Origin of the sequence: Streptomyces sp. NBC_01408 (assembly GCF_026340255.1) — a bacterium.
Taxonomy (GTDB): domain Bacteria; phylum Actinomycetota; class Actinomycetes; order Streptomycetales; family Streptomycetaceae; genus Streptomyces.
Map to the genome: position 1 here is coordinate 59,123 of NZ_JAPEPJ010000002.1, position 18,211 is coordinate 77,333.

The window sequence follows — 18,211 nt, forward strand, 5'->3', positions numbered from 1 at the left end:
ACCGTGACCAGTCTCAGCGTCGAGACACTGGCAGCGGCCGGCACCGGACCGATCACCACGGCCGGGAACACCCAGCTGGGCATCGCCGTCCTCGCGGGAATCGCCGTCATCGTCCTGCTCATCACCCGTCTCAAGCTGCACGCCTTCCTGGCGCTGACGGTCGGCTCGCTCGCCCTCGGGGTCTTCGCGGGCGCGCCGCTCTCCAAGACCATCGCCAGTTTCACGGCCGGCCTCGGCTCGACCGTCGCGGGCGTGGGCATGCTGATCGCGCTCGGTGCGATCCTCGGCAGACTGCTGGCGGACTCCGGCGGCGCGGACGAGATCGTCGACACGATCCTGGCCCGGGCCAAGGGGCGGGCCATGCCCTGGGCGATGGTGCTGATCGCCTCGGTGATCGGGCTGCCGCTCTTCTTCGAGGTCGGCATCGTGCTGCTGATACCGGTGGTGCTGCTGGTGGCCAAGCGGGGCAACTACTCCCTGATGCGGATCGGGATCCCCGCACTGGCCGGCCTGTCCGTGATGCACGGGCTGGTCCCGCCGCACCCCGGCCCGCTCGTCGCCATCGACGCCCTCGACGCGAACCTCGGCGTCACCCTCGCACTCGGTGTGCTCGTGGCCGTCCCGACCGTGATCATCGCCGGGCCGCTGTTCTCCCGGTACGCCGCGCGGTGGGTGGACATACCGGCACCCGAGCACATGATCGCGCAGCGGCCCTCCGCGGAGCTGGAGCACCGCCCCCGGTTCGGGGCGACCGTCTTCACCGTGCTGCTGCCGGTGGCCCTGATGCTGGTCAAGGCCCTGGTCGACATCGTCGTCAACGACCCCGCCAACCCGGTGCAGCGGGTCACCGACGTCATCGGCTCGCCGCTGATCGCCCTGCTCGCGTCCGTGCTGGTGGGCATGTTCACCCTCGGCCGGGCGGCCGGCTTCACCAAGGAGCGGCTCTCGACCACGGTGGACAAGTCCCTGGCCCCGATCGCCGGCATCCTGCTGATCGTGGGCGCGGGCGGCGGCTTCAAGCAGACCCTGATCGACGTGGGCGTCGGCCAGATGATCCTGGACGTGTCGGAGAACTGGGCGATACCCACCCTGCTGCTGGCCTGGCTGATCGCCGTGGCCATCCGGCTGGCCACGGGATCGGCCACCGTGGCGACCATCTCCGCGGCCGGCCTGGTGGCCCCGCTCGCCACGGGCATGTCCACCACCGAAACCGCTCTGCTGGTCCTCGCCATCGGGTCCGGCTCGCTGTTCTTCAGCCACGTCAACGACGCCGGGTTCTGGATGGTCAAGGAGTACTTCGGAATGACCGTCGGGCAGACCCTGAAGACGTGGTCGGTGATGGAGACCATCATCTCGGTGGTCGGCCTCGGCTTCGTCCTGCTGCTGTCGCTCGTCCTGTAGGGCCTGTCTTTCGGGTCAGGCCGGTCCCGAAAGACAGGCCCTTGGCCGCGCTCAGCGCGGCCGGCGCACCTCTCCGAGCTGCGCCGCCGCCAGGTTGAACCCGTCCGCCGCGGTGGCGCAGCGGCCCGCGAGGGTCCTGACCTCGCTGCGCAGTACGTCGGCCCCCCGGCCCCGCCAGGCCGGCGCGGCCGCCGCCGCGCGCAGCCGCACCGCGTGGGAGCGCAACGCCGCCGCGTGGGCACGCAGACTGCCGGGCCGATCCGGGCACGGATTCGGACACGGCCTCGCGTACGAGTGCGCGAACGGCTGCGGTGCCGGCGGCGGGAGCGCCCTCAGGGGGCGGGGATCGGGCGCGGAAGGGGGCGATTGCCCCGCGGGCACCCCGGGGCCGCGGTCGCAGAAGGCCCGGACGGCGGCGCCCAGCCCGAGGAGGGGTTCGGCGGGCACGGCCCGGCCGGTGGCGACCTGCCAGCCGGCGTGGTCGTTGAAGGGGTTGGCGTCCGTCAGGGCGTTCCAGGCCAGGATGTCGGCGAAGGCCGGGGTCAGCAGCGAGAAGGCGGGCCCTGCGCCCCGGTCGCGCATGAGGCCCCGGAACAGCCGGGTGGCCTCCGCCTGCCGGCCCTCCTCGACGGCCTTGAGGACCGCCGCCGCGCCGGGGTCGCCGAGGAGGTCGGGGCGGGCCGCGCTCGCGGCGCGGATCCGGACGCGGAGCCCGCAGACGGCGACGGTGATCGCGAGGCTCTCGCGGCCCGTCAGCATCCCGGCGAGCCTCCCGGCCCGCGCCACCCCCCGGCCGCGCGGGGCCCAGCCGAGGCCCGACGGGTCGGTGAGGGTGCGCAGCAGGGTGCGCCAGCCGAGTCGGCGACGGCCGCCGCGGGCGAGGGCGGCCGCGGGCAGCCGGGCGCCGAGGGCCAGCCCCGAGGCGTAGCGGGCGGCCTCGCCGACCGCGTCGGCGGTCTCGGCGAGTTCACGGCACAGGTCGACGAGCAGGTCGGTGTCCACGTCGGTGGAGGCGGCGGTGGACGCGGCGGTCGCGGCGTCGGGCATGGGATCCTCGCGTGGTTCGGCAGGGGTCGGGGGGCGGCGGAATCGGGGGCGGCGGCTGGGACGCGGCGGGTGCGGGGGCGGGTTCACGTGCGGGCGCGGGGGCGGGTCAGCGGCGGGTGAGGGTGAGCCGGATGGCGTGCGGGTCGAGCGTCGTGGGCAGCGGTCCCACCGGGTCCAGGACCGGCCGGGACCTCCCGACGCGGTGGCCCCGTAGCACCTCGGCGCAGAACGCGGCCGTGACCAGCAGGCCGAGCTGGTCGCCCGGGCAGCGGCCTCCGCCGTGGCCGAAGGGCGCCATCCGGATGTCCTGGTCGGCGTCCGGGTTCTTCCACCGGCCCGGTACGAAGACGTGCGCGGCCGGGACCCGTTCGGGGTCGCGCTGGTGGAACGCGGCGGGCAGCAGTACGGAGGTGCCGGCCGGGTAGCGCACGCCCCGCCACTCGGTCTCGGTGCGGGTGGTCCGGATCAGGTCGGGCACCACCGGGTACAGGCGCAGTGATTCCCGTACGCAGGCCCGCAGTCTGCGCAGTTCGCCTCGGGCGGCGTCCCCCGCGGCCTCCGCGGCGGCCGCGTCCTGCTCGGCCGGGTGCGCGCCGAGCAGGAGCAGGGTGCGCAGCAGGGTGGCCGGCAGGGACTCCATGGCCAGCAGCCACTGGCGGGCCTGGCCGAACGGGTCGGTGACGGCGTCGGGGCCGGTGTGCCGGGCCGCCCGCCCCAGGAGGGTGCCCGGGCCGGCGTGGAGGGCGTACTCCCGGATGCGGCGTGCGGCGCGGGCCCGGCTCTTGGCCCGGGACTGCCCGAGCCAGCCCGCGAGTTCCTCGTCGGCGGCGGCTGCGTCGCCGAGCACGATCCGGCGGGCGGCGCGGCCCATGGCGTGGCGGGCGCGGGCGAGTTCCAGGGTGCCGGAGGCGGTCAGGTGCCGGGCCTCCTCGGCCACGGCCGTCAGGAAGGCGGCGCAGGAGGGGTGTACGGGGACGCCCGCGGCGAGCACCTCCTCGCTGGCCTGCCGCTGCTCGCGGCCGGGTCCGGCGTGGGGGCAGCCGAGGCCGGCGGGCTGCGGCGGCTCGGCCGCGAGGACGCTCGCGGGTTCGGCGTAGAACCGGCGCACGTCCCCGGGGGCGAGGAGGACGAGCACCGTCCGGCCGGAGCGGGCGCGGACGAGGACGGGCTCGTCTCCGCGCCGGGCCCGCAGAGCGCGCAGGACGGCGGCGGAGGAGCGGGCCGTGCCGGGGCGGGGGCGGGTGGACGCGAAGCCGCGGACGAGGGCGGCGGCACGCGGAATCGATTCCTTTACGGATGTCCGCCGGCCGGGAGCCCCCGCGCCGAGGGACGGCACGGCCGGGCCCCGGTCCGCGACCGGTGTCCCGCCCCGGGGCGACCGACCGGCTCCCCCGGCGGCCGGGCGGGACCGGCCGTACCGGGCGGCGGGCGGACCGCTCCCCCGGGCGTCCCCGGGCGCGGGCCGCACCGGCAGCCAGGTGCGCTCCGCGAGGGCCCGCACCCGGGCCCTGAGCCCGTCGAGGGCGACCCCTTGGACCGTACGCATCCGTGTACCTCCGCAGCGGGAACATCAACGGTCGGCGACATCGGCATCACCGTACGTCGCTCCCGCGGGCCGCGCGCCCCGAGCGCTACGGCAGGGGGCCGGGCTCGGCCGGCTGCGCGGCGGTGTCCAGTCCGGTGGTGAGGTACCCGGTGAAGTACGCGTTGTGCAGGGCCCACGGCGAGCGCCTGCGCCGCACGAGCGCGATGGCCTCGGCCGGGGCCAGGCCCCGGTCGATGAGGCACTGGGCGACGACGAGGCCGGAGCGGTTGTAGCCCGAGTGGCAGCGCACGAGCGTGGTGAGGCCGGAGTCGAGGGCGAGTCCCGCCGTACGGGCGAGGCGCTGGACCGTACGGAGCTGGGGGCCGGTGAGGGCCGCGTCGGGCATCTCCGCCACCACGTGCTCGGCGGCCGGGCCGGGGCCGTGGCCGGGCCGGGTGAAGAGGCTGATGACGAGGCCGAACTCGTCCGCCACGACGGCGGGCCGCAGTTCACCCCCGGGGTCGGTCCAGACGTGCCCGCCCATCCAGAGGCCGGGCGCGACCTCGTCCCAGCGGGTGGTCGGGGCGGGCACGTCACGGTCGGGGCGACGGGTCTCGGTCATCTGGTGCGGCCTCCCGGGGCAAGAGTCCGGATCGTACCCAGACACCGGCTCGTTCAGGCCGGGTCTGGGCGGAAGACCGCGTCCCGGAACGCGCTGCGGAGGGAGGTGGCGGGGCCGCCGCCGGGGAGCAGGAGGGCCCAGCGGCGGCGGCTCGGGCAGACCCAGAGGGCCGGGCCGCCGGGGGCCGGGCCGGGGTGGGCCCAGACACCGTGCGGGGCCGGGTGCCAGAGCAGGCCGCGGGCCGGGGTCAGCTCGCCGGTGCGGATGCGCAGGGATTCGGCGGCCCAGGCCCGGATGGCGCCCGCCGGGGAGACGACGTGGCGCAGGAAGCGGACCAGGTCGGCCAGGGGCGCGCGGAGGGTGCCCGCCTCGAAGCGGGTCCCGGTCATGCCGAGCGGCTGCCAGACGCGGGTGGCGGCGAGGTCGTGGAGGGGGCCACCGCCCAGGTGTTCGGCGAGGCCGGTGAGGGCGGCGGCCCCGTCGGAGTGGGTGAGCAGGTGGTGGGCGGTGGTGCCGGCGGGGATCCGGCTCGCGGCGGGGTCCCCGTAGGCGGCGAGCGGCGTGTGCAGCTGGAGCGTGCCCTCCTCGACGAGGCTTCCGATGACGGGCCACAGCGCGAGGACGGCGGCGAGCCCGCCGACGTCGAGGACCGCGTCCCCGTTTCCCGGGGAGTCCCGGGGGTGCGACCCCGCGTGGGTGCCTTCGGGGCCGCCGACCGCCCAGGCCGCCCCGGGGTCGGCGCGGCCCACGAGGGCCCTGATGTCCTCGGCCTGTTCGCTCAGGAGCGTCATGGTCGCCCACGTTAACGAGCCCGCCGCGACGGTCCGGGCACGTCCCCTCGCGCCCGGGCCCCCACCACCCGAATGCCGGTGGGGGCTGCCCGTCCCGATCGCCGCCCGGGACGGCCGAAGGGGGCGGGCGCCGTGTGGCGGCCCGCCCCCTCGGGGTGCGCGGTCAGGGAGCAGGGAGTGTCGTCAAAGTGGCGGCGGCCGCCCGTGGGCCCGACGGGACTTCGACGACACGGCCTAACCCTGGTCGGGGCGGTCGGTCACCCGGAGGGTGTTCAGCAGGGGCTTGCCGAAGCCGCTGTGGGTGACGAAGCGGACGTTGAGCACGCCGTCCGTGACGGTGACCGTGTACGTGCGGGTCAGGGCCTTGTACGTGCCCGCCTCCAGGGAGATGTCCAGGGAGGGCAGGATCTGGGTGCCCTCGGCCAGGACGTCGAAGACGCGCTTGTCCGGCTTGGTGGAGGAGAGCTCCGCGAAGCCCAACTCCACCGTGTAGGTGCCGTTCGGGACGTTGTCGAAGCGGTACTCGTACATGCCTTCACGGGCGTTGCGGAACAGCCGCTGGTCGTCCGTTCCGGCGATCGTGCGGCCAGTGGACTGTACGGAGGCGTTGCCCTGGTAGCCGTAGGAGCCCGGGGTGTACTTCCGGTCCGGGGACCAGCTGTCGCCCACGGTGTCCGTGCCCGCGTAGTCGGAGCCCGCGTCCAGGGCGACCTGGTAGCGGGGCACGACGACCTTGACGGGGACGGTGAGGACCGGGGTCCGGCCGCTCGCCGAGGTGATCTTCAGGTCAGCGGTCAGGACCGTCCCCGGGGCCAGGCCCGTGGTGTCCACCGCGAGGCCAACCGGGGTCTTGGCGCCCGTCGGGAGGTTCCCGGTGGCGGGCGCCGCCGTCAGCCAGGCCGCGTCCTCGGCGACCGTGAAGTCCGTGCCGAGGCCCGGGTTGGTCAGGTCGAGGGTGCGGGTCCGCTTCTGGTCCGCCGGGAGGACGACCTCCACGGACGGCTTGGACGCCGTCACCCGGCCGGTGCGCAGCGACTGCGTCACCATGGTGACGTCGGCGGCCTTGACGTCCACCGTCGCCTGCCCGGACTCGTACTGCGGCGCGGCGAGGGAGACGGCCCGCGAGCCCGACGGGCTCTGGACGACGTATCCGCCGTCCGCCGCCGTGGTCGCCGACACCGCCGAGTCGCCGGTGCCCACCGTGACGGTGGCGCCCGCGACGCCGTTGCCGTCGTTGGCGTCGAGGACCCGGCCGGCCACGACGCCGCTCTTGGTGGTCCGGAAGCCGATGGACAGGCCCTCCGAGATGACCGCGGTGTTGAAGGAGTACTTGAAGGCGTCGGTCCCGGTCGCGTTCTCCACGCCGACCGTGGCCGTGGAGCCGCCCTTGATGCCGGTTCCGCCGGTGCCCTTGTAGTGGTAGGTCACGGTGCCGTCCTCGCCGATCGCCGCCGAGAAGGAGAACTTCTCGGTCTGCGCCGACCAGTGGGCCACCTCGCGCCACTCGATGACGTAGCTGCGGTGCGGGGCGGTGCCGGTGACGGCGGTGAAGACGCCGGAGCCGCTGCCCGCCGCGCCGACGACCAGGTCGTCCCAGAACGGGTACAGGGCCGCGTTGGGCGTGGCCGTGCTCGGGATGTCCCCGTTGATGTCACCGGTGTTGTTGCCGCCGAAGCTGACCGTGCCGTTCGTCCCGATCCAGGCCTGGCCGTACGTCTTTCCGTACAGCGGCAGCGGGAAGGGGAGCTCGACGCGCTCGGTGGTGTTGTCGCCGGTCAGCGCGAGCTGGCGGCTCCCCGCGGGGTACGGGCGGCCGCCCGCGGCGGCGCAGGCGTAGCCGTAGCCGTCGGTGCGCTCGGGGAGGTTCACGGCGACGGTGGCGTCGCCGCCCAGGGTGACCTTGGCCGTGCCGCCGGTGACGCACCGGGACGCGTGGGTGGCGTTCACGTCGTAGGTGCCGTGGGGCAGGGTGACCTCGAAGCGGCCCTGCGCGTCGGTGGTCGCGGTCACCGGGGTGTCCACGACGGTGACGGAGGCGCCCGCGGCGGGGCCGGCGGCCGAGGAGACCGTGCCGGTGAGCTTGCCGGAGGGGGCCTGGGCGAGGGTGAAGTCGCCGGTGGCGGTGGCGTTCTCGGTCACCTTCGCCGCCGCCGTCTGCTGCCCGTATCCGAACTTGGCGGCGGTCAGGGTGTAGTCGCCCACTGAGAGGGCGGCGAAGCCGTAGCTGCCGTCGGCCGCGGTGGTCGTCGTACGGTCGATCGGACCGTCGGCGGTGATCCGGACGCCCGCGACGGGCTCGCCGCCACCGGAGCGTACGGTGCCGCCGAGGGCGCCGAGGGCGCCGCGCGGGGCGGAGTTCACGGCGGCGAGCACGTCGAGCTTGCCCTCGCCGAAGACGTTGTTGTCGGCGGGGCTGCCGCCGCACTGGCTGCTGTCGGTGTCCTGCGCGGTGCCGTCCAGCAGGGACTCGGTCTGCGCGATGTCGCCTTCGAGGGCGGGCGCGGCGGACCAGAGCAGGGCCACGGCGGCCGCGGTGTGCGGCGAGGCCATGGAGGTGCCGGAGAAGGCCTCGTACCCGCCGCCGGGGACGGAGGAGCGGACGTTCACACCGGGGGCGGCGATGTTCGGCTTGAGGATGCCGCCGGGGCCCGCGCCGCGCGAGGAGAAGGGTGCGATCGCGTTGTTGATGTCGAAGGCACCGGAGCTGTATGAGCTCGCGTAGTCGCCGGGCGAGCCGCTGGTGGAACAGCCCGGTCCGGAGTTCCCGTTGGAGAAGGCCGGGAAGATGCCCGCCGCGCGCCAGGTGCTGACGATCTCCTGGTACCAGGTGTCGCCGCCCGAGCCGCCCCAGGAGTTGTTGACGATGTGCGGGGCCAGGTCGGGGCGCGGGTTCTGGCCGTTCAGGTCGGTCGGGGCGACGATCCACTGGCCGGAGGCGAGGAGGGAGGCCTCGGAGCAGGAGTTGGACTCGCAGCCCTTGGCGGCGATCCACCGGGCGCCGGGGGCCACGCCGATCTTGTTGGCGCCGCCGTCGTCACCGACCATGGTGCCCATGGTGTGGGTGCCGTGGTCGTTGTTGTCGCACGGCGCGGCGGTGGAGCAGACTCCCGCGGGGTCGAACCAGTTGTGGTTGTGGTCGTAGGACCCGTCCGCGTTCTTGCCGCGGTACTGGTTGGCCACGGCCGGATGCGTGTGGTCCACGCCGCTGTCGATGTTGGCGACGACGATGCCCTCGCCGCGGACGCCGAGTTGGTCCCACACCTGCGGCGCCTTGATCCGGTCGATGTTCCATTCGACGGCGTCGGCGACGGCCTTCTCCCGGCTGCCTTCGGCGGGCTTGGGGAGGGTGACCTTGTCGTCGGCGTCGATCCGGGAGACCTCGGGACGCTGGGCCAGGGCCCCGGCCAGCTTCTCGCTGCCGACGACGCGCACGGCGTTCACGATCCAGTACGAGGTGTACTCGGCCTTGGCGCCTTCCAGCGCCTTGACGACCTCGGCCTGACTGCGCGCGGCGTGGTCCTTCTTGACCCGCAGAACCGTTTCCGCCTTGGCGGCGCGGGTCTGCTGCTCACCCGCGGCGGTCAGGTCGGCGGCGCTGTCGAGGTAGACCCAGAAGACGGCCTTCGCGGAGCCGTCGAGCTGGGCGCGCAGCTTGGGTTCGATCTTGCGCTCGGCCGCACTCGGGGCGGGGCCGGGCTCCGGCGCGGCGGCGGCGACACCCGCGCCGAGGGGGAGCAGCAGGACCGAGCTGAGGGCGGCGAGCGCCGCGCGTAAGGGTCGTCTGTTGCGTTGGGCCACGTGTGGTCTCCTCGGACGCCGTGTGCAGGATGTGCGGAAAGGGCGTGCGTGACGTGCGCGGGTCATGGTGGAGGAGTAGTCATGGCCATTACAAGAGGGCCAAACCAGCCGCCACGACTTCCGAAGCCCGACCGTGGGGCGGGGACGCGCAGGAGGGTCCCCGCAGGACGAGCGCGCAACCCGGGCCGGGCATGCGCAGCCAGGGCTCAGTGCGCCAGCCGAGGAGACACTCCGGAGCGGCACCGACCCACACCGCCACGGCTGACACCGGGCCCCGCTTCCGAAGCCCGGCCGTGGGGCGGCGACGCGCAGGAGAGTCCCCGCAGGACGAGCGCGCAACCCGGGCCGGGCATGCGCAGCCAGGGCTCAGTGCGCCAGCCGAGGAGACACTCCGGAGCGTCCCCGACCCACACCCCGCCAAGCCCCCGCAGGGGCCAAGGCCAAACCCAGCCCCGCCGGCGATTGAGGCGCGGGGTCCGGGGCGGAGCCCCGTGCAGCCGCGCCGCACACGCACACACCGCCGAGCCCCCCGCAGGGGCAGGGGCCCGCCAGGTGGCTGGACCCGGCCGCGCGCGCCAGCCTGAAGTCATGACCGCGACGCCCGGCGAACCCGCCTCCACCCCCGGCGTGCCTGCGACACCCGGGCCGCGCTCCGGCGCCGGCCCAGGGCCGGACCCCGGAGGCGGGGTCCGGCTGGGCACCGCGCGGGGCCGGTGGATCGTGCTGACCACCGTGCTCGGGTCGAGCATGGCGCTGCTGGACTCGACCGTGGTCAACGTCGCGCTCCCCCGCATCGGCGAGGACCTCGGCGCCGACCTGGCCGTCCTGCAGTGGACCGTCAACGCCTACCTGCTGACCCTGGCCGGACTGATCCTCGTCGGCGGGGCGCTCGGCGACCGTTTCGGGCGGCGCCGGATCTTCGTGCTGGGCGTGGTCTGGTTCGCCGTCGGCTCCCTGCTGTGCGGCCTCGCACCGAACGCCGGGGTCCTGATCGGCGCCCGGGCCCTCCAGGGCGTCGGCGGGGCGCTGCTGACGCCCGGCTCCCTCGCCCTGATCCAGGGCTCGATCCACGCCGAGGACCGTGCCCGGGCGGTGGGCCTGTGGTCGGGGCTGGGCGGTGTGGGCGCGGCCGTGGGGCCGTTCCTCGGCGGCTGGCTGGTGGACGGGCCCGGCTGGCGCTGGGTGTTCCTGCTGAACGTGCCGCTGGCCGCGCTGTGCGTCCCGGTAGCGCTGCGGCACGTACCGGAATCACGGGATCCGCACGCGCACGGGCGGTTCGACGTGCTCGGCGCGGCACTCGGCGCTTCGTCGCTGGCGCTGATCACCTACGCCCTGATCGAGGCCCGGGCCGGAACCGCGCTGGTCGTGGCCGCCGCGGTGGGCGGGGTCGTGCTGGCCGCGCTGTTCGTGTGGGTGGAGCGCAGGCGGGCCGATCCGATGGTGCCGCCGGAGATCTTCGCCTCCCGGCAGTTCACGGCCGTCAACCTGGTCACCCTGTGCGTGTACGCGGCCTTCGGCGGCTTCTTCTTCCTGGTCGTCCTCCAGCTCCAGGTGGTCTCCGGCTACTCAGCGCTGCAGGCCGGGGCCGCGCTGCTGCCGACGACCGTGCTGATGCTGCTGCTGTCGGCCCGCTCCGGGGAACTCGGCGAGCGGATCGGCCCGCGGATCCCGCTCACGGTGGGGCCGCTGCTGTGCGCCGCCGGGACGCTGCTCATGCTGCGGGTGGGGCCGCAGGCCTCGTACGGACAGGACGTGCTGCCCGCGCTGCTGGTGATGGGGATGGGGATGGTGGCCCTGGTGGCCCCGCTGACCTCGGCCGTCCTGGCCTCGGTTGACCCCGGCCGGGCGGGCCTCGCCAGCGGGATCAACAACGCCGCGGCGCGCGCGGCCGGGCTGCTCGCGGTGGCGGCGCTGCCCCTGCTGTCCGGGATGGGGCCGGAGGCGTACCGCTCGGCGGAGCAGTTCGACGCCGCCTTCGACCGGGCCATGCCCTGGTGCGCGGGGATGCTCGTGGCCGGCGCCGCCGTGGCCTGGGCGACCGTACGGACTCCCGCGCCCGGCGGGTTCCAGCCGGAGTGCCGTACGCACTGCGCGATGACCTCACCGCCGCTCGAACCCTCCCAGGCCGAGCCCTCGCAGGCCGAACCCTCGCGGGCCGAACCCTCCCAGGCCGAACGCCCGCCGGGCGAGCCGCCTCCGCCGACGGATCCACGGTGAGGGCGCGGCCCGTCGCGGCGCCGGCACCTCTCATCCCCCTTCCACCGGAGGTTCGCATGAACCCAAGCCGTAGGACCCTGCTGCGATCGGCGGGCGCCGGCATCGGGGGCATCCGCTGCTCGACGATGCAGCAGCCGGCCGCGACGTAGCGGAGCGCGGACACCTGGCCCCGGGCACACCATGTGCTGGAGCGCGACGGCCGATCTGACGGCGGGTGCGGTCATCACCGCCGTCGGACTCGTGTGCGTGGTCCGGCTGCGGCGGGCCCGTGACCTGCCCGTCGCCGCGCTGCCGCTGCTGCTCGGCGCGCACCAGCTGGTGGAGGCCGCCGTCTGGAACTCGGGCGGCGGCTGCTCCCCGGCGGCCACGGCCTGGGTGGTCATCGCCATGCCCCTGCTGGCGGTGTGGGTGCCGTTCGGGGTGCTCCTCGCGGCCGGACCCGGGGCCGGGGTGGACGTCCCGTACCTGCCGCTGGTTCTCGCGGGCTACCTGGGCGCGACGCTCGGCGCCCTGCTGCTCGCCGGTGACCGGCGGCTGCGCCTGCTCGGGGCGGTACTGGCCGCCGGGGCGGTGGCCTGCGCGGCGCTGTGGCGGCTGGAATTCGCCTCCACCTGGTGCGGCCTCGCCGCCGTGACATCCCTGCTGGTCCTGGGCTGGGTACGCCGCCGGGAGCCCGCCGGCCCTGTGACGTGATCGGCCGAAAGTTACGAAGTTACCTCGAGGTATGTAGTGACTTCACAAGCAGGCGGCAGTAGAACTCGTTCCCATTCAGCCGAGAGTGAGGAACGTCACATGAGCGAGAATGGCGTGCCCAGAAACGGTTCCAATGGACTTTCCCGTCGTGGGTTCATCGCTAGAACGAGTTCTATCCTGGGGTCCGTCGTGCTGGCCGGTCAGGTCACCGCGGCACACGCCCGGGCAGCCACCGCCACCACCGCCGCGATCGGCGACGGGGCCCGCGTCCCCGTTCTGGTGATCGGCACCGGCTACGGCGGATCCGTCGCGGCCCTGCGCCTGGCCCAGGCCGGCGTCGACGTGCACATGGTCGAGATGGGCATGGCCTGGGACACACCCGGCACCGACGGAAAGATCTTCGCCCACACGACCAGCCCCGACTACCGCTCCTACTGGCTGCGCACCAGGACCAAGGCGCCGCTCAGCAACTTCCTCGGATTCCCGATCGACAAGAACGTCCCCAAGTACACGGGCATCCTCGACGCCGAGGAAATGGGCGGCATCATCGTCTACCAGGGCCGCGGGGTCGGCGGCGGCTCGCTCGTCAACGGCGGCATGGCGGTCACGCCCAAGCGGCAGAACTTCGCCTCCGTACTGCCCTCGGTCGACGTCGACGAGATGTACGACACCTACTACCCCCGCGCCAATGCCGGCCTCGGCGTCGGCCTGATCGACCCGGCCTGGTTCGACACGGTGGACTGCTACCAGTACGCCCGCGTCGGGCGCAAGCACGCCCAGCGCTCCGGCTTCCCCTTCGTCTTCGTGCCGGACGTGTACGACTGGGACTACATGGAGAAGGAGGCGGCCGGCACGGTCCCCAAGTCGGCGGTCAGCGGCGAGATCCTCTACGGCAACAACTACGGCAAGAAGTCGCTCCAGCAGACCTACATCGCGGAGGCGAAGGCCACCGGCCGGGTCACCGTCTCCCCCCTGCACCAGGTCACCTCGGTGGCCCCCGCGGCCGGCGGCGGTTACACCGTGAGCATCAGCCAGCTCAACACCGAAGGCGCCGTCGTGGCCTCCAAGACCGTGACCTCCGACCGGGTGTTCTTCGCCGCCGGCAGCGTCGGCACCAGCAAGCTGCTCGTCAAGCTGAAGGCCACCGGGGTGCTGCCCGCCCTGAACGACGAGATCGGCAAGGGCTGGGGCGACAACGGCAACGTCATGTGCGGCCGCGCCAACCACATGTGGGACCCGACCGGCAAGGTGCAGGCCGCCATCCCCTGCGGCGGCATCGACAACTGGGACGCGGGCGGCGCCTTCGCCGAGGTGGCACCGCTGCCCACGGGGATCGAGACCTACGCCTCCTTCTACCTCTCCATCACCAAGAACCCGCACCGGGCCGAGTTCGCCTGGAACGCGGCGGCGGGCAAGGTCGACCTCAACTGGCAGACGGCGTGGAAGCAGCCGTCCATCGACATGGCCAAGTCCATCTTCGACAAGATCAACAAGAAGGAGGGGACGATCTACCGGACCGACCTCTTCGGCACCAACAAGATCTGGGGCGACCACCTCACCTACCACCCCCTCGGCGGCGCGGTGCTCAACAAGGCCACCGACAACTACGGCCGACTGCACGGCTACACCGGCCTGTACGTGATCGACGGCGCGCTGATCCCCGGCAACACCAGCGTCAACCCGTTCGTCACCATCACGGCGCTCGCCGAACGGAACATCGAGAAGATCATCGCCACCGACCTGTAGCCCGGGCCTGGCGGGCGCAGTGAAGCCGGGGCCGATCGGATGCACCGAACGGCCCCGGACCCATGTGCCCGTACCCCGCACCGGTGCTCAGTGCCCCGGCAGCACGCAGACGCTGTCGAGGCCGAGGACGTGGTTGAGGCGGCCGAAGGCCAGCCAGGACCCGATGCTCATCGTCAGCTCCACGATCTCCAGCTGGCTGTAGTGCGCGGTCATCCGCTCCCAGAACTCGTCGTCGAGACCGTGGTGGTCGAGCGTGTACCGCTCGGCGTACTCCGCGGCCAGCCGCGTGCGGTCGTCGAAGGCACCGGTGGTGCGCCACTCGGTGACCGCTTCGGAGAACTCCTCCTCGACCTTCTCCCCCTCCCGTTCGGTGCGCCAGTCGAGGCAGAAGACGCACCCGTTGATCTGCGCAACGCGCAGCCGGGCGGCCTCGAACTCGCGCAGCCCCAGGGTGGTGTGGGCGTACACCGACAGGGAGAAGTTGGCGGCGGCCATCCCGATGCCGGGGACCAGGTCGCCCCACACGTACTCGATCGGGTGCTGGCCTTCGGGGATGTCGATCCTCATGAGGTCTTCCTTCCGAGTTTGCCGATGGCGGGGCGCAGCGGGATGTCGAGGGCGTCGTAGAGACCGGGCTGCGCCTCGGTGAGCCAGTCGATGGCGCCCACCAGGCGTCCGACGGCGGTGGCGTTGCCGCCCGCGGAGCGGTTCTCGCCCTCGTCGGTGGCCTCGATGGTGACCTCGATGCGGGGCCGGCCCTCGATGACGACCCGGTGGGCGCCGTCGCCCCCGTCGGGCGGCGTGGGCCAGTCCGGTGCGCAGGAGGCGTGGATGCGGGTGACGTGCTCGATGACGATGCGGGGCTCGCCCCCGACGATGCCCTGTACCTCGAAGCGGATGGCGCCCTGGCTGCCCGCCTCGAACTCGCCCATCGTCCTGGTGGTGACGGTGGTGTCGAGCGGACGGCGGTCCGACGTCTCGCGGATCTCGTCCAGTTCGACGCCGAGGGCCCGGGCCATCATGCGTATCTGCCCGCCCCACACCATGGTCGGGATCGAGGGCATGAGCATCATCGGCTCGTAGTCCATGGGCTGGCCCATGCCGACGAGGTAGCGGACGGAGTCGGGCTGGTCGTAGGTGGAGTAGTCGAATATCTCCTGGCAGCGGATGACGTCGACGGTGGTGCCCAGGCCGCTGAGGAGCAGCGGGAGTACGTCGTTGCCCCAGCCGGGGTCGACTCCGGAGGCGAAGAGCGAGCCGCCGCCCTCCGCGACGGCGGCCAGGACCGGATCGCGGAACTCGGGCGGGGCGTTGCGGTGGTCGTAGAGCGGGTAGAGGGCGGGGCTGACGACCACGGCTCCGGACCGGACGGCCCGGACGATGTCGGCGAGGGCGTCGTCGGGGCGGACGTCCCCGGAGGCCGCGTACACCACGGCCTGCGGGCGGGAGGCCAGGACGGCCTCGATGTCGTCGGTGGCCGCGACCCCCAACGGGTGGTCGAGTCCGCCGAGTTCGCCCGCGTCGCGGCCGACCTTGGCTGGATTGTGGACGATGACGGCGGTGAGTTTCAGCGCGGGATGGGCCTCGACGGCGCGGATGGCCAGACGGCCGACGTTGCCGGTACCCCAGACAACCGTGGAAATCATGCGCGGAGGGTAGCGACAGGACCTGCATGTTTCCAGAAGCAGACCGGCCCGGAATGAGCGGCCGTGGAACCGGGGCGGGACAGCCCTCAGGTCATTGGTTCCCGGCGCCCAGGACGAAGAGGAGGTAGACGAAGAAGGCGAAGAGGTGGCCGACGAACAAGTAGGCGATCAGCCGGATCACCAGGCCGCGCGGGAACTTCGACTCGATGCGCGCCCGTACGGCGCCGGGCGCTTCCTCGGACACGGGTGACACGTTGTTCTCTCCCTGGGACACGGGTACGGCTCCTCGGCTATCGGTGGTGCGTGGTGGCGGCCGCGCCGAGGCACAGACCGGCGAGGCTGCTCTGCAGCAGGGTGTGGACGAACAGGAGGTCGGCTCCGCCGGGGCCGGCCGCGCCGATCCGGTGCGGGGTGAGCGAGTCGAAGTGCGCGCTGTCCCCGGGCTCCAGCAGGTACTCGGTCTCCCCCAGGTGCAGCCGCAGCCGCCCCTTCAGTACGTACAGCCACTCCTCTCCGGGGTGTACGCGGACCAGTTCGCCCTGGCTGCGGCCGTGCGGGACGTGCACGCGCAGCGCCTGCATCCCGCGGCCGGAGCCGCCGGCCTGCCAGTACGTCCACCCGTCGGCCTCCCGGGCGCCCGGACCGCCGGCCCGTACGATGGGATCGGCGACGGCCGGGGTTTCACCGAGCAGCTCGGAGACGGTCGTGCCGTAGGTGCGGGCGAGACCCAGCAGGAGCGGCAGCGAGGGCTGGCGCCGGCCGGTCTCCAGGCGGGACAGGTGGGCGGGCGAGAGCCGGGCGCGTGCGGCGGCGGCCTCCAGGGTGAGCCCGGTGCGGCGGCGCAGCTCGCGCAGCTGCGGGGCGACGGTGGGCAGTTCCCCGGCGCCGTGGTCGGCTCCGAGGCCGCCGCTGTGGTCGGGGCCGCTCGCGGGCGGGTCGGCCGCGTCTTCTCGGCCGGGGGTGGGACCGGTTGTCATGCCCCGATTGAGCCAGAATCTTGCCCCGGCGGCAATCCGTGTTGCCTCAGAGGCAAAATCAGTCGGTGCCGCGCTGTCCCAGCACCGTCTCCACGGTATCGGCCTGCTCCGCGCTCTTGTCCGGGCGGTGCCTCAGCACGCGGGCGAAGCGCAGGGCGACCCCCGCCGGATAGCGCGAGGAGCGCTGGAGGCCGTCGTAGGCGACCTCCACCACCAGCTCGGGCCGCACCCGCACGGTGAAGCCGTCGTCGGAGGTCGCGAGCTCCGTCAGCCGGGCGGTCTGCCAGCGCAGCATCTCGTCCGTGAGCCCTTTGAAGGTCTTCCCCAGCATGGCGTGCGTACCGTCGGCGGCCCTGGCCCCCAGGTGCAGGTTCGACAGGAGGCCGGTGCGCCGCCCGTGGCCCCATTCGGCGGCGAGCACCACCAGGTCCAGGGTGTGCACGGGCTTCACCTTGAGCCAGTGCCTGCCGCGCCGGCCTGCCGCGTAGGCCGAGTCCAGCGACTTGACCACGACGCCCTCGTGGCCGCGGCGCAGGGTGGCGGCCCAGAACTCCTCGGCCTCGGCCGCCTGCGCCGCCGGGTCCTCGACCACGAGCCGGCGGACCCGGGAGGTCTCGGGCACCAGGGCGGCGAGGGCCGCGTACCGCTCGCTGACCGGGAGGTCGAGCAGGACCTCCTCCCCGGCGGCCAGGACGTCGAAGAAGTACGGGACGACGGGCAGCGTCCGCCGGGCGGCCGCCACGTCGACCCGGGAGCCCACGCGGCTCGCGACCTCCTGGAAGGGCACCGGGCGCCCGTCCGCCGTCTGCCCGATCACCTCGCCGTCGAGGATGAACCGCTCCCCCGGCAGCGACCGGGCGAGCTCGGCCACCTCCGGCAGCCGGCCGGTGATCTCGTCCAGGGAGCGCGTGTACACCCGTACGTCCTCCCCCTCGCGGTGGACCTGCACCCGGATTCCGTCGAGCTTCTCCTCCACGGCGCAGGGCCCGAGCACCGCCAGCGCCTCGCCCACCGACGTGGCGGTGTGGGCCAGCATGGGCTGGACGGGCTGCCCGACGCGGAGGCCGAATCCGCCGAGCGCCTGCGCGCCTCCGGCCAGCACGGCCGCGCCGACCCTGGGCAGCGAGCCGTCGAGCATCACGGCCCGGCGCAGCTCGGCGGCGGGGACCCCGGCGGCCGCGGCCACGCCCTCCAGGGCGACCGCGTCGAGCGCGCCCTGGCGCACCTCCCCCGACAGCAGGCTGCGCAGGAAGGCCTGCTCGGCCTCGGTGGCCGCGCCCAGCAGGCCGTCGACGACCCGGCTGCGCCGGGCCGCGGCCCCGGCGCCCGCGACGGCGGCGAGTTCGGTGACCGCCCGGTCCACGGCCCGGACGGTGAGGGTGGGCTCCGGCGCGGGCTCACTCGGCCGGCCGAGGGCGCGCCAGCCGATGCCGGGACGGCCCTGCGGGAGGCGTCCGGCGAGGTAGGAGATCACCAGGCCGGCCTCCTCGGGCGGGGTCGCGGCGAAGAGTTCCGCGAGCAGGGCCGTCTTGCGGGACCGGGCGGAGGAACCGGCGACCTCCCTGGACACGCGCGCGAGTTCGGCCAGCAGCATGCGGCCATCCTCCCGCCGCCGGGCGTGCCCCGCAGGTCGGGTGGCGTACGGCGGTGTGCACCGGCGGCCGCCGGACCGGTCGGCGGCGGGCGGCACGTGTACCGCGGACGCGGTATGCGGCGCGCCCCCGCGTACTCCTCGGGAAGGTGGGGAC

The 18,211-nt window shown here is 73.9% G+C and carries 14 protein-coding genes; 4 read left to right on the top strand and 10 right to left on the bottom strand.

The genetic code is table 11. The annotated features are described in order from the left end of the window. Window positions 1-3 precede the first annotated feature (3 nt). Complete coding sequence (locus OG447_RS22790) at window positions 4-1,401, top strand: gluconate:H+ symporter (protein WP_266939018.1); 1,398 nt, start codon at window positions 4-6, stop codon at window positions 1,399-1,401. Between the two features lie 51 nt (window positions 1,402-1,452). Here OG447_RS22790 and OG447_RS22795 read toward each other — a convergent pair whose 3' ends face one another. The 5 genes from OG447_RS22795 to OG447_RS22815 form a co-directional block, all read right to left on the bottom strand. Further along, the gene (locus OG447_RS22795) at window positions 1,453-2,448 is read right to left on the bottom strand and encodes a hypothetical protein (RefSeq protein ID WP_266939019.1); all 996 of its coding nucleotides are present in this window, start codon (window positions 2,446-2,448) and stop codon (window positions 1,453-1,455) included. 106 nt (window positions 2,449-2,554) lie between these two features. Continuing rightward, window positions 2,555-3,994, bottom strand: coding sequence for a cytochrome P450 (locus OG447_RS22800; protein WP_266939020.1), 1,440 nt, complete (start codon window positions 3,992-3,994; stop codon window positions 2,555-2,557). A gap of 85 nt (window positions 3,995-4,079) precedes the next feature. Further along, the gene (locus OG447_RS22805) at window positions 4,080-4,595 is read right to left on the bottom strand and encodes a protein phosphatase (RefSeq protein ID WP_266939021.1); all 516 of its coding nucleotides are present in this window, start codon (window positions 4,593-4,595) and stop codon (window positions 4,080-4,082) included. A 53-nt stretch (window positions 4,596-4,648) separates the two neighbouring features. Further along, window positions 4,649-5,386 (bottom strand): hypothetical protein, encoded by a 738-nt coding sequence (locus OG447_RS22810; RefSeq protein ID WP_266939022.1) that lies wholly within the window; start codon window positions 5,384-5,386, stop codon window positions 4,649-4,651. A gap of 234 nt (window positions 5,387-5,620) precedes the next feature. Then, complete coding sequence (locus OG447_RS22815) at window positions 5,621-9,184, bottom strand: S8 family serine peptidase (RefSeq protein ID WP_266939023.1); 3,564 nt, start codon at window positions 9,182-9,184, stop codon at window positions 5,621-5,623. A 588-nt stretch (window positions 9,185-9,772) separates the two neighbouring features. On the opposite strand from OG447_RS22815, the gene OG447_RS22820 reads away from it, so the two are divergent. The 3 genes from OG447_RS22820 to OG447_RS22830 all read left to right on the top strand — a co-directional run bounded on the left by OG447_RS22820 (window position 9,773) and on the right by OG447_RS22830 (window position 13,840). Further along, window positions 9,773-11,401 (top strand): MFS transporter, encoded by a 1,629-nt coding sequence (locus OG447_RS22820; RefSeq protein ID WP_266939024.1) that lies wholly within the window; start codon window positions 9,773-9,775, stop codon window positions 11,399-11,401. Between the two features lie 180 nt (window positions 11,402-11,581). Next, on the top strand, window positions 11,582-12,094 hold the full coding sequence (locus OG447_RS22825; RefSeq protein ID WP_266939025.1) for a DUF6629 family protein: 513 nt from the start codon (window positions 11,582-11,584) through the stop codon (window positions 12,092-12,094). A gap of 99 nt (window positions 12,095-12,193) precedes the next feature. Further along, on the top strand, window positions 12,194-13,840 hold the full coding sequence (locus tag OG447_RS22830; protein WP_266939026.1) for a GMC oxidoreductase: 1,647 nt from the start codon (window positions 12,194-12,196) through the stop codon (window positions 13,838-13,840). 87 nt (window positions 13,841-13,927) lie between these two features. On the opposite strand, the gene OG447_RS22835 is transcribed toward OG447_RS22830, so the two are convergent. The 5 genes from OG447_RS22835 to OG447_RS22855 all read right to left on the bottom strand — a co-directional run bounded on the left by OG447_RS22835 (window position 13,928) and on the right by OG447_RS22855 (window position 18,057). Further along, complete coding sequence (locus tag OG447_RS22835; protein ID WP_266939027.1) at window positions 13,928-14,407, bottom strand: carboxymuconolactone decarboxylase family protein; 480 nt, start codon at window positions 14,405-14,407, stop codon at window positions 13,928-13,930. Further along, window positions 14,404-15,486 (bottom strand): dihydrodipicolinate reductase, encoded by a 1,083-nt coding sequence (locus OG447_RS22840; protein WP_266939028.1) that lies wholly within the window; start codon window positions 15,484-15,486, stop codon window positions 14,404-14,406. Before OG447_RS22840 ends, OG447_RS22835 begins: the two co-directional genes overlap by 4 nt. A gap of 91 nt (window positions 15,487-15,577) precedes the next feature. Beyond that, window positions 15,578-15,730: a DUF6126 family protein gene (locus OG447_RS22845; RefSeq protein ID WP_266940103.1), complete on the bottom strand. Its 153-nt coding sequence runs from the start codon at window positions 15,728-15,730 to the stop codon at window positions 15,578-15,580. Between the two features lie 46 nt (window positions 15,731-15,776). Further along, entirely contained in the window at window positions 15,777-16,463 is a 687-nt protein-coding gene (locus tag OG447_RS22850; protein WP_266939029.1) for a helix-turn-helix domain-containing protein, read from the bottom strand. Window positions 16,464-16,521: 58 nt separating this feature from the next. Further along, complete coding sequence (locus OG447_RS22855; protein ID WP_266939030.1) at window positions 16,522-18,057, bottom strand: ATP-dependent DNA ligase; 1,536 nt, start codon at window positions 18,055-18,057, stop codon at window positions 16,522-16,524. Window positions 18,058-18,211: the final 154 nt, after the last annotated feature.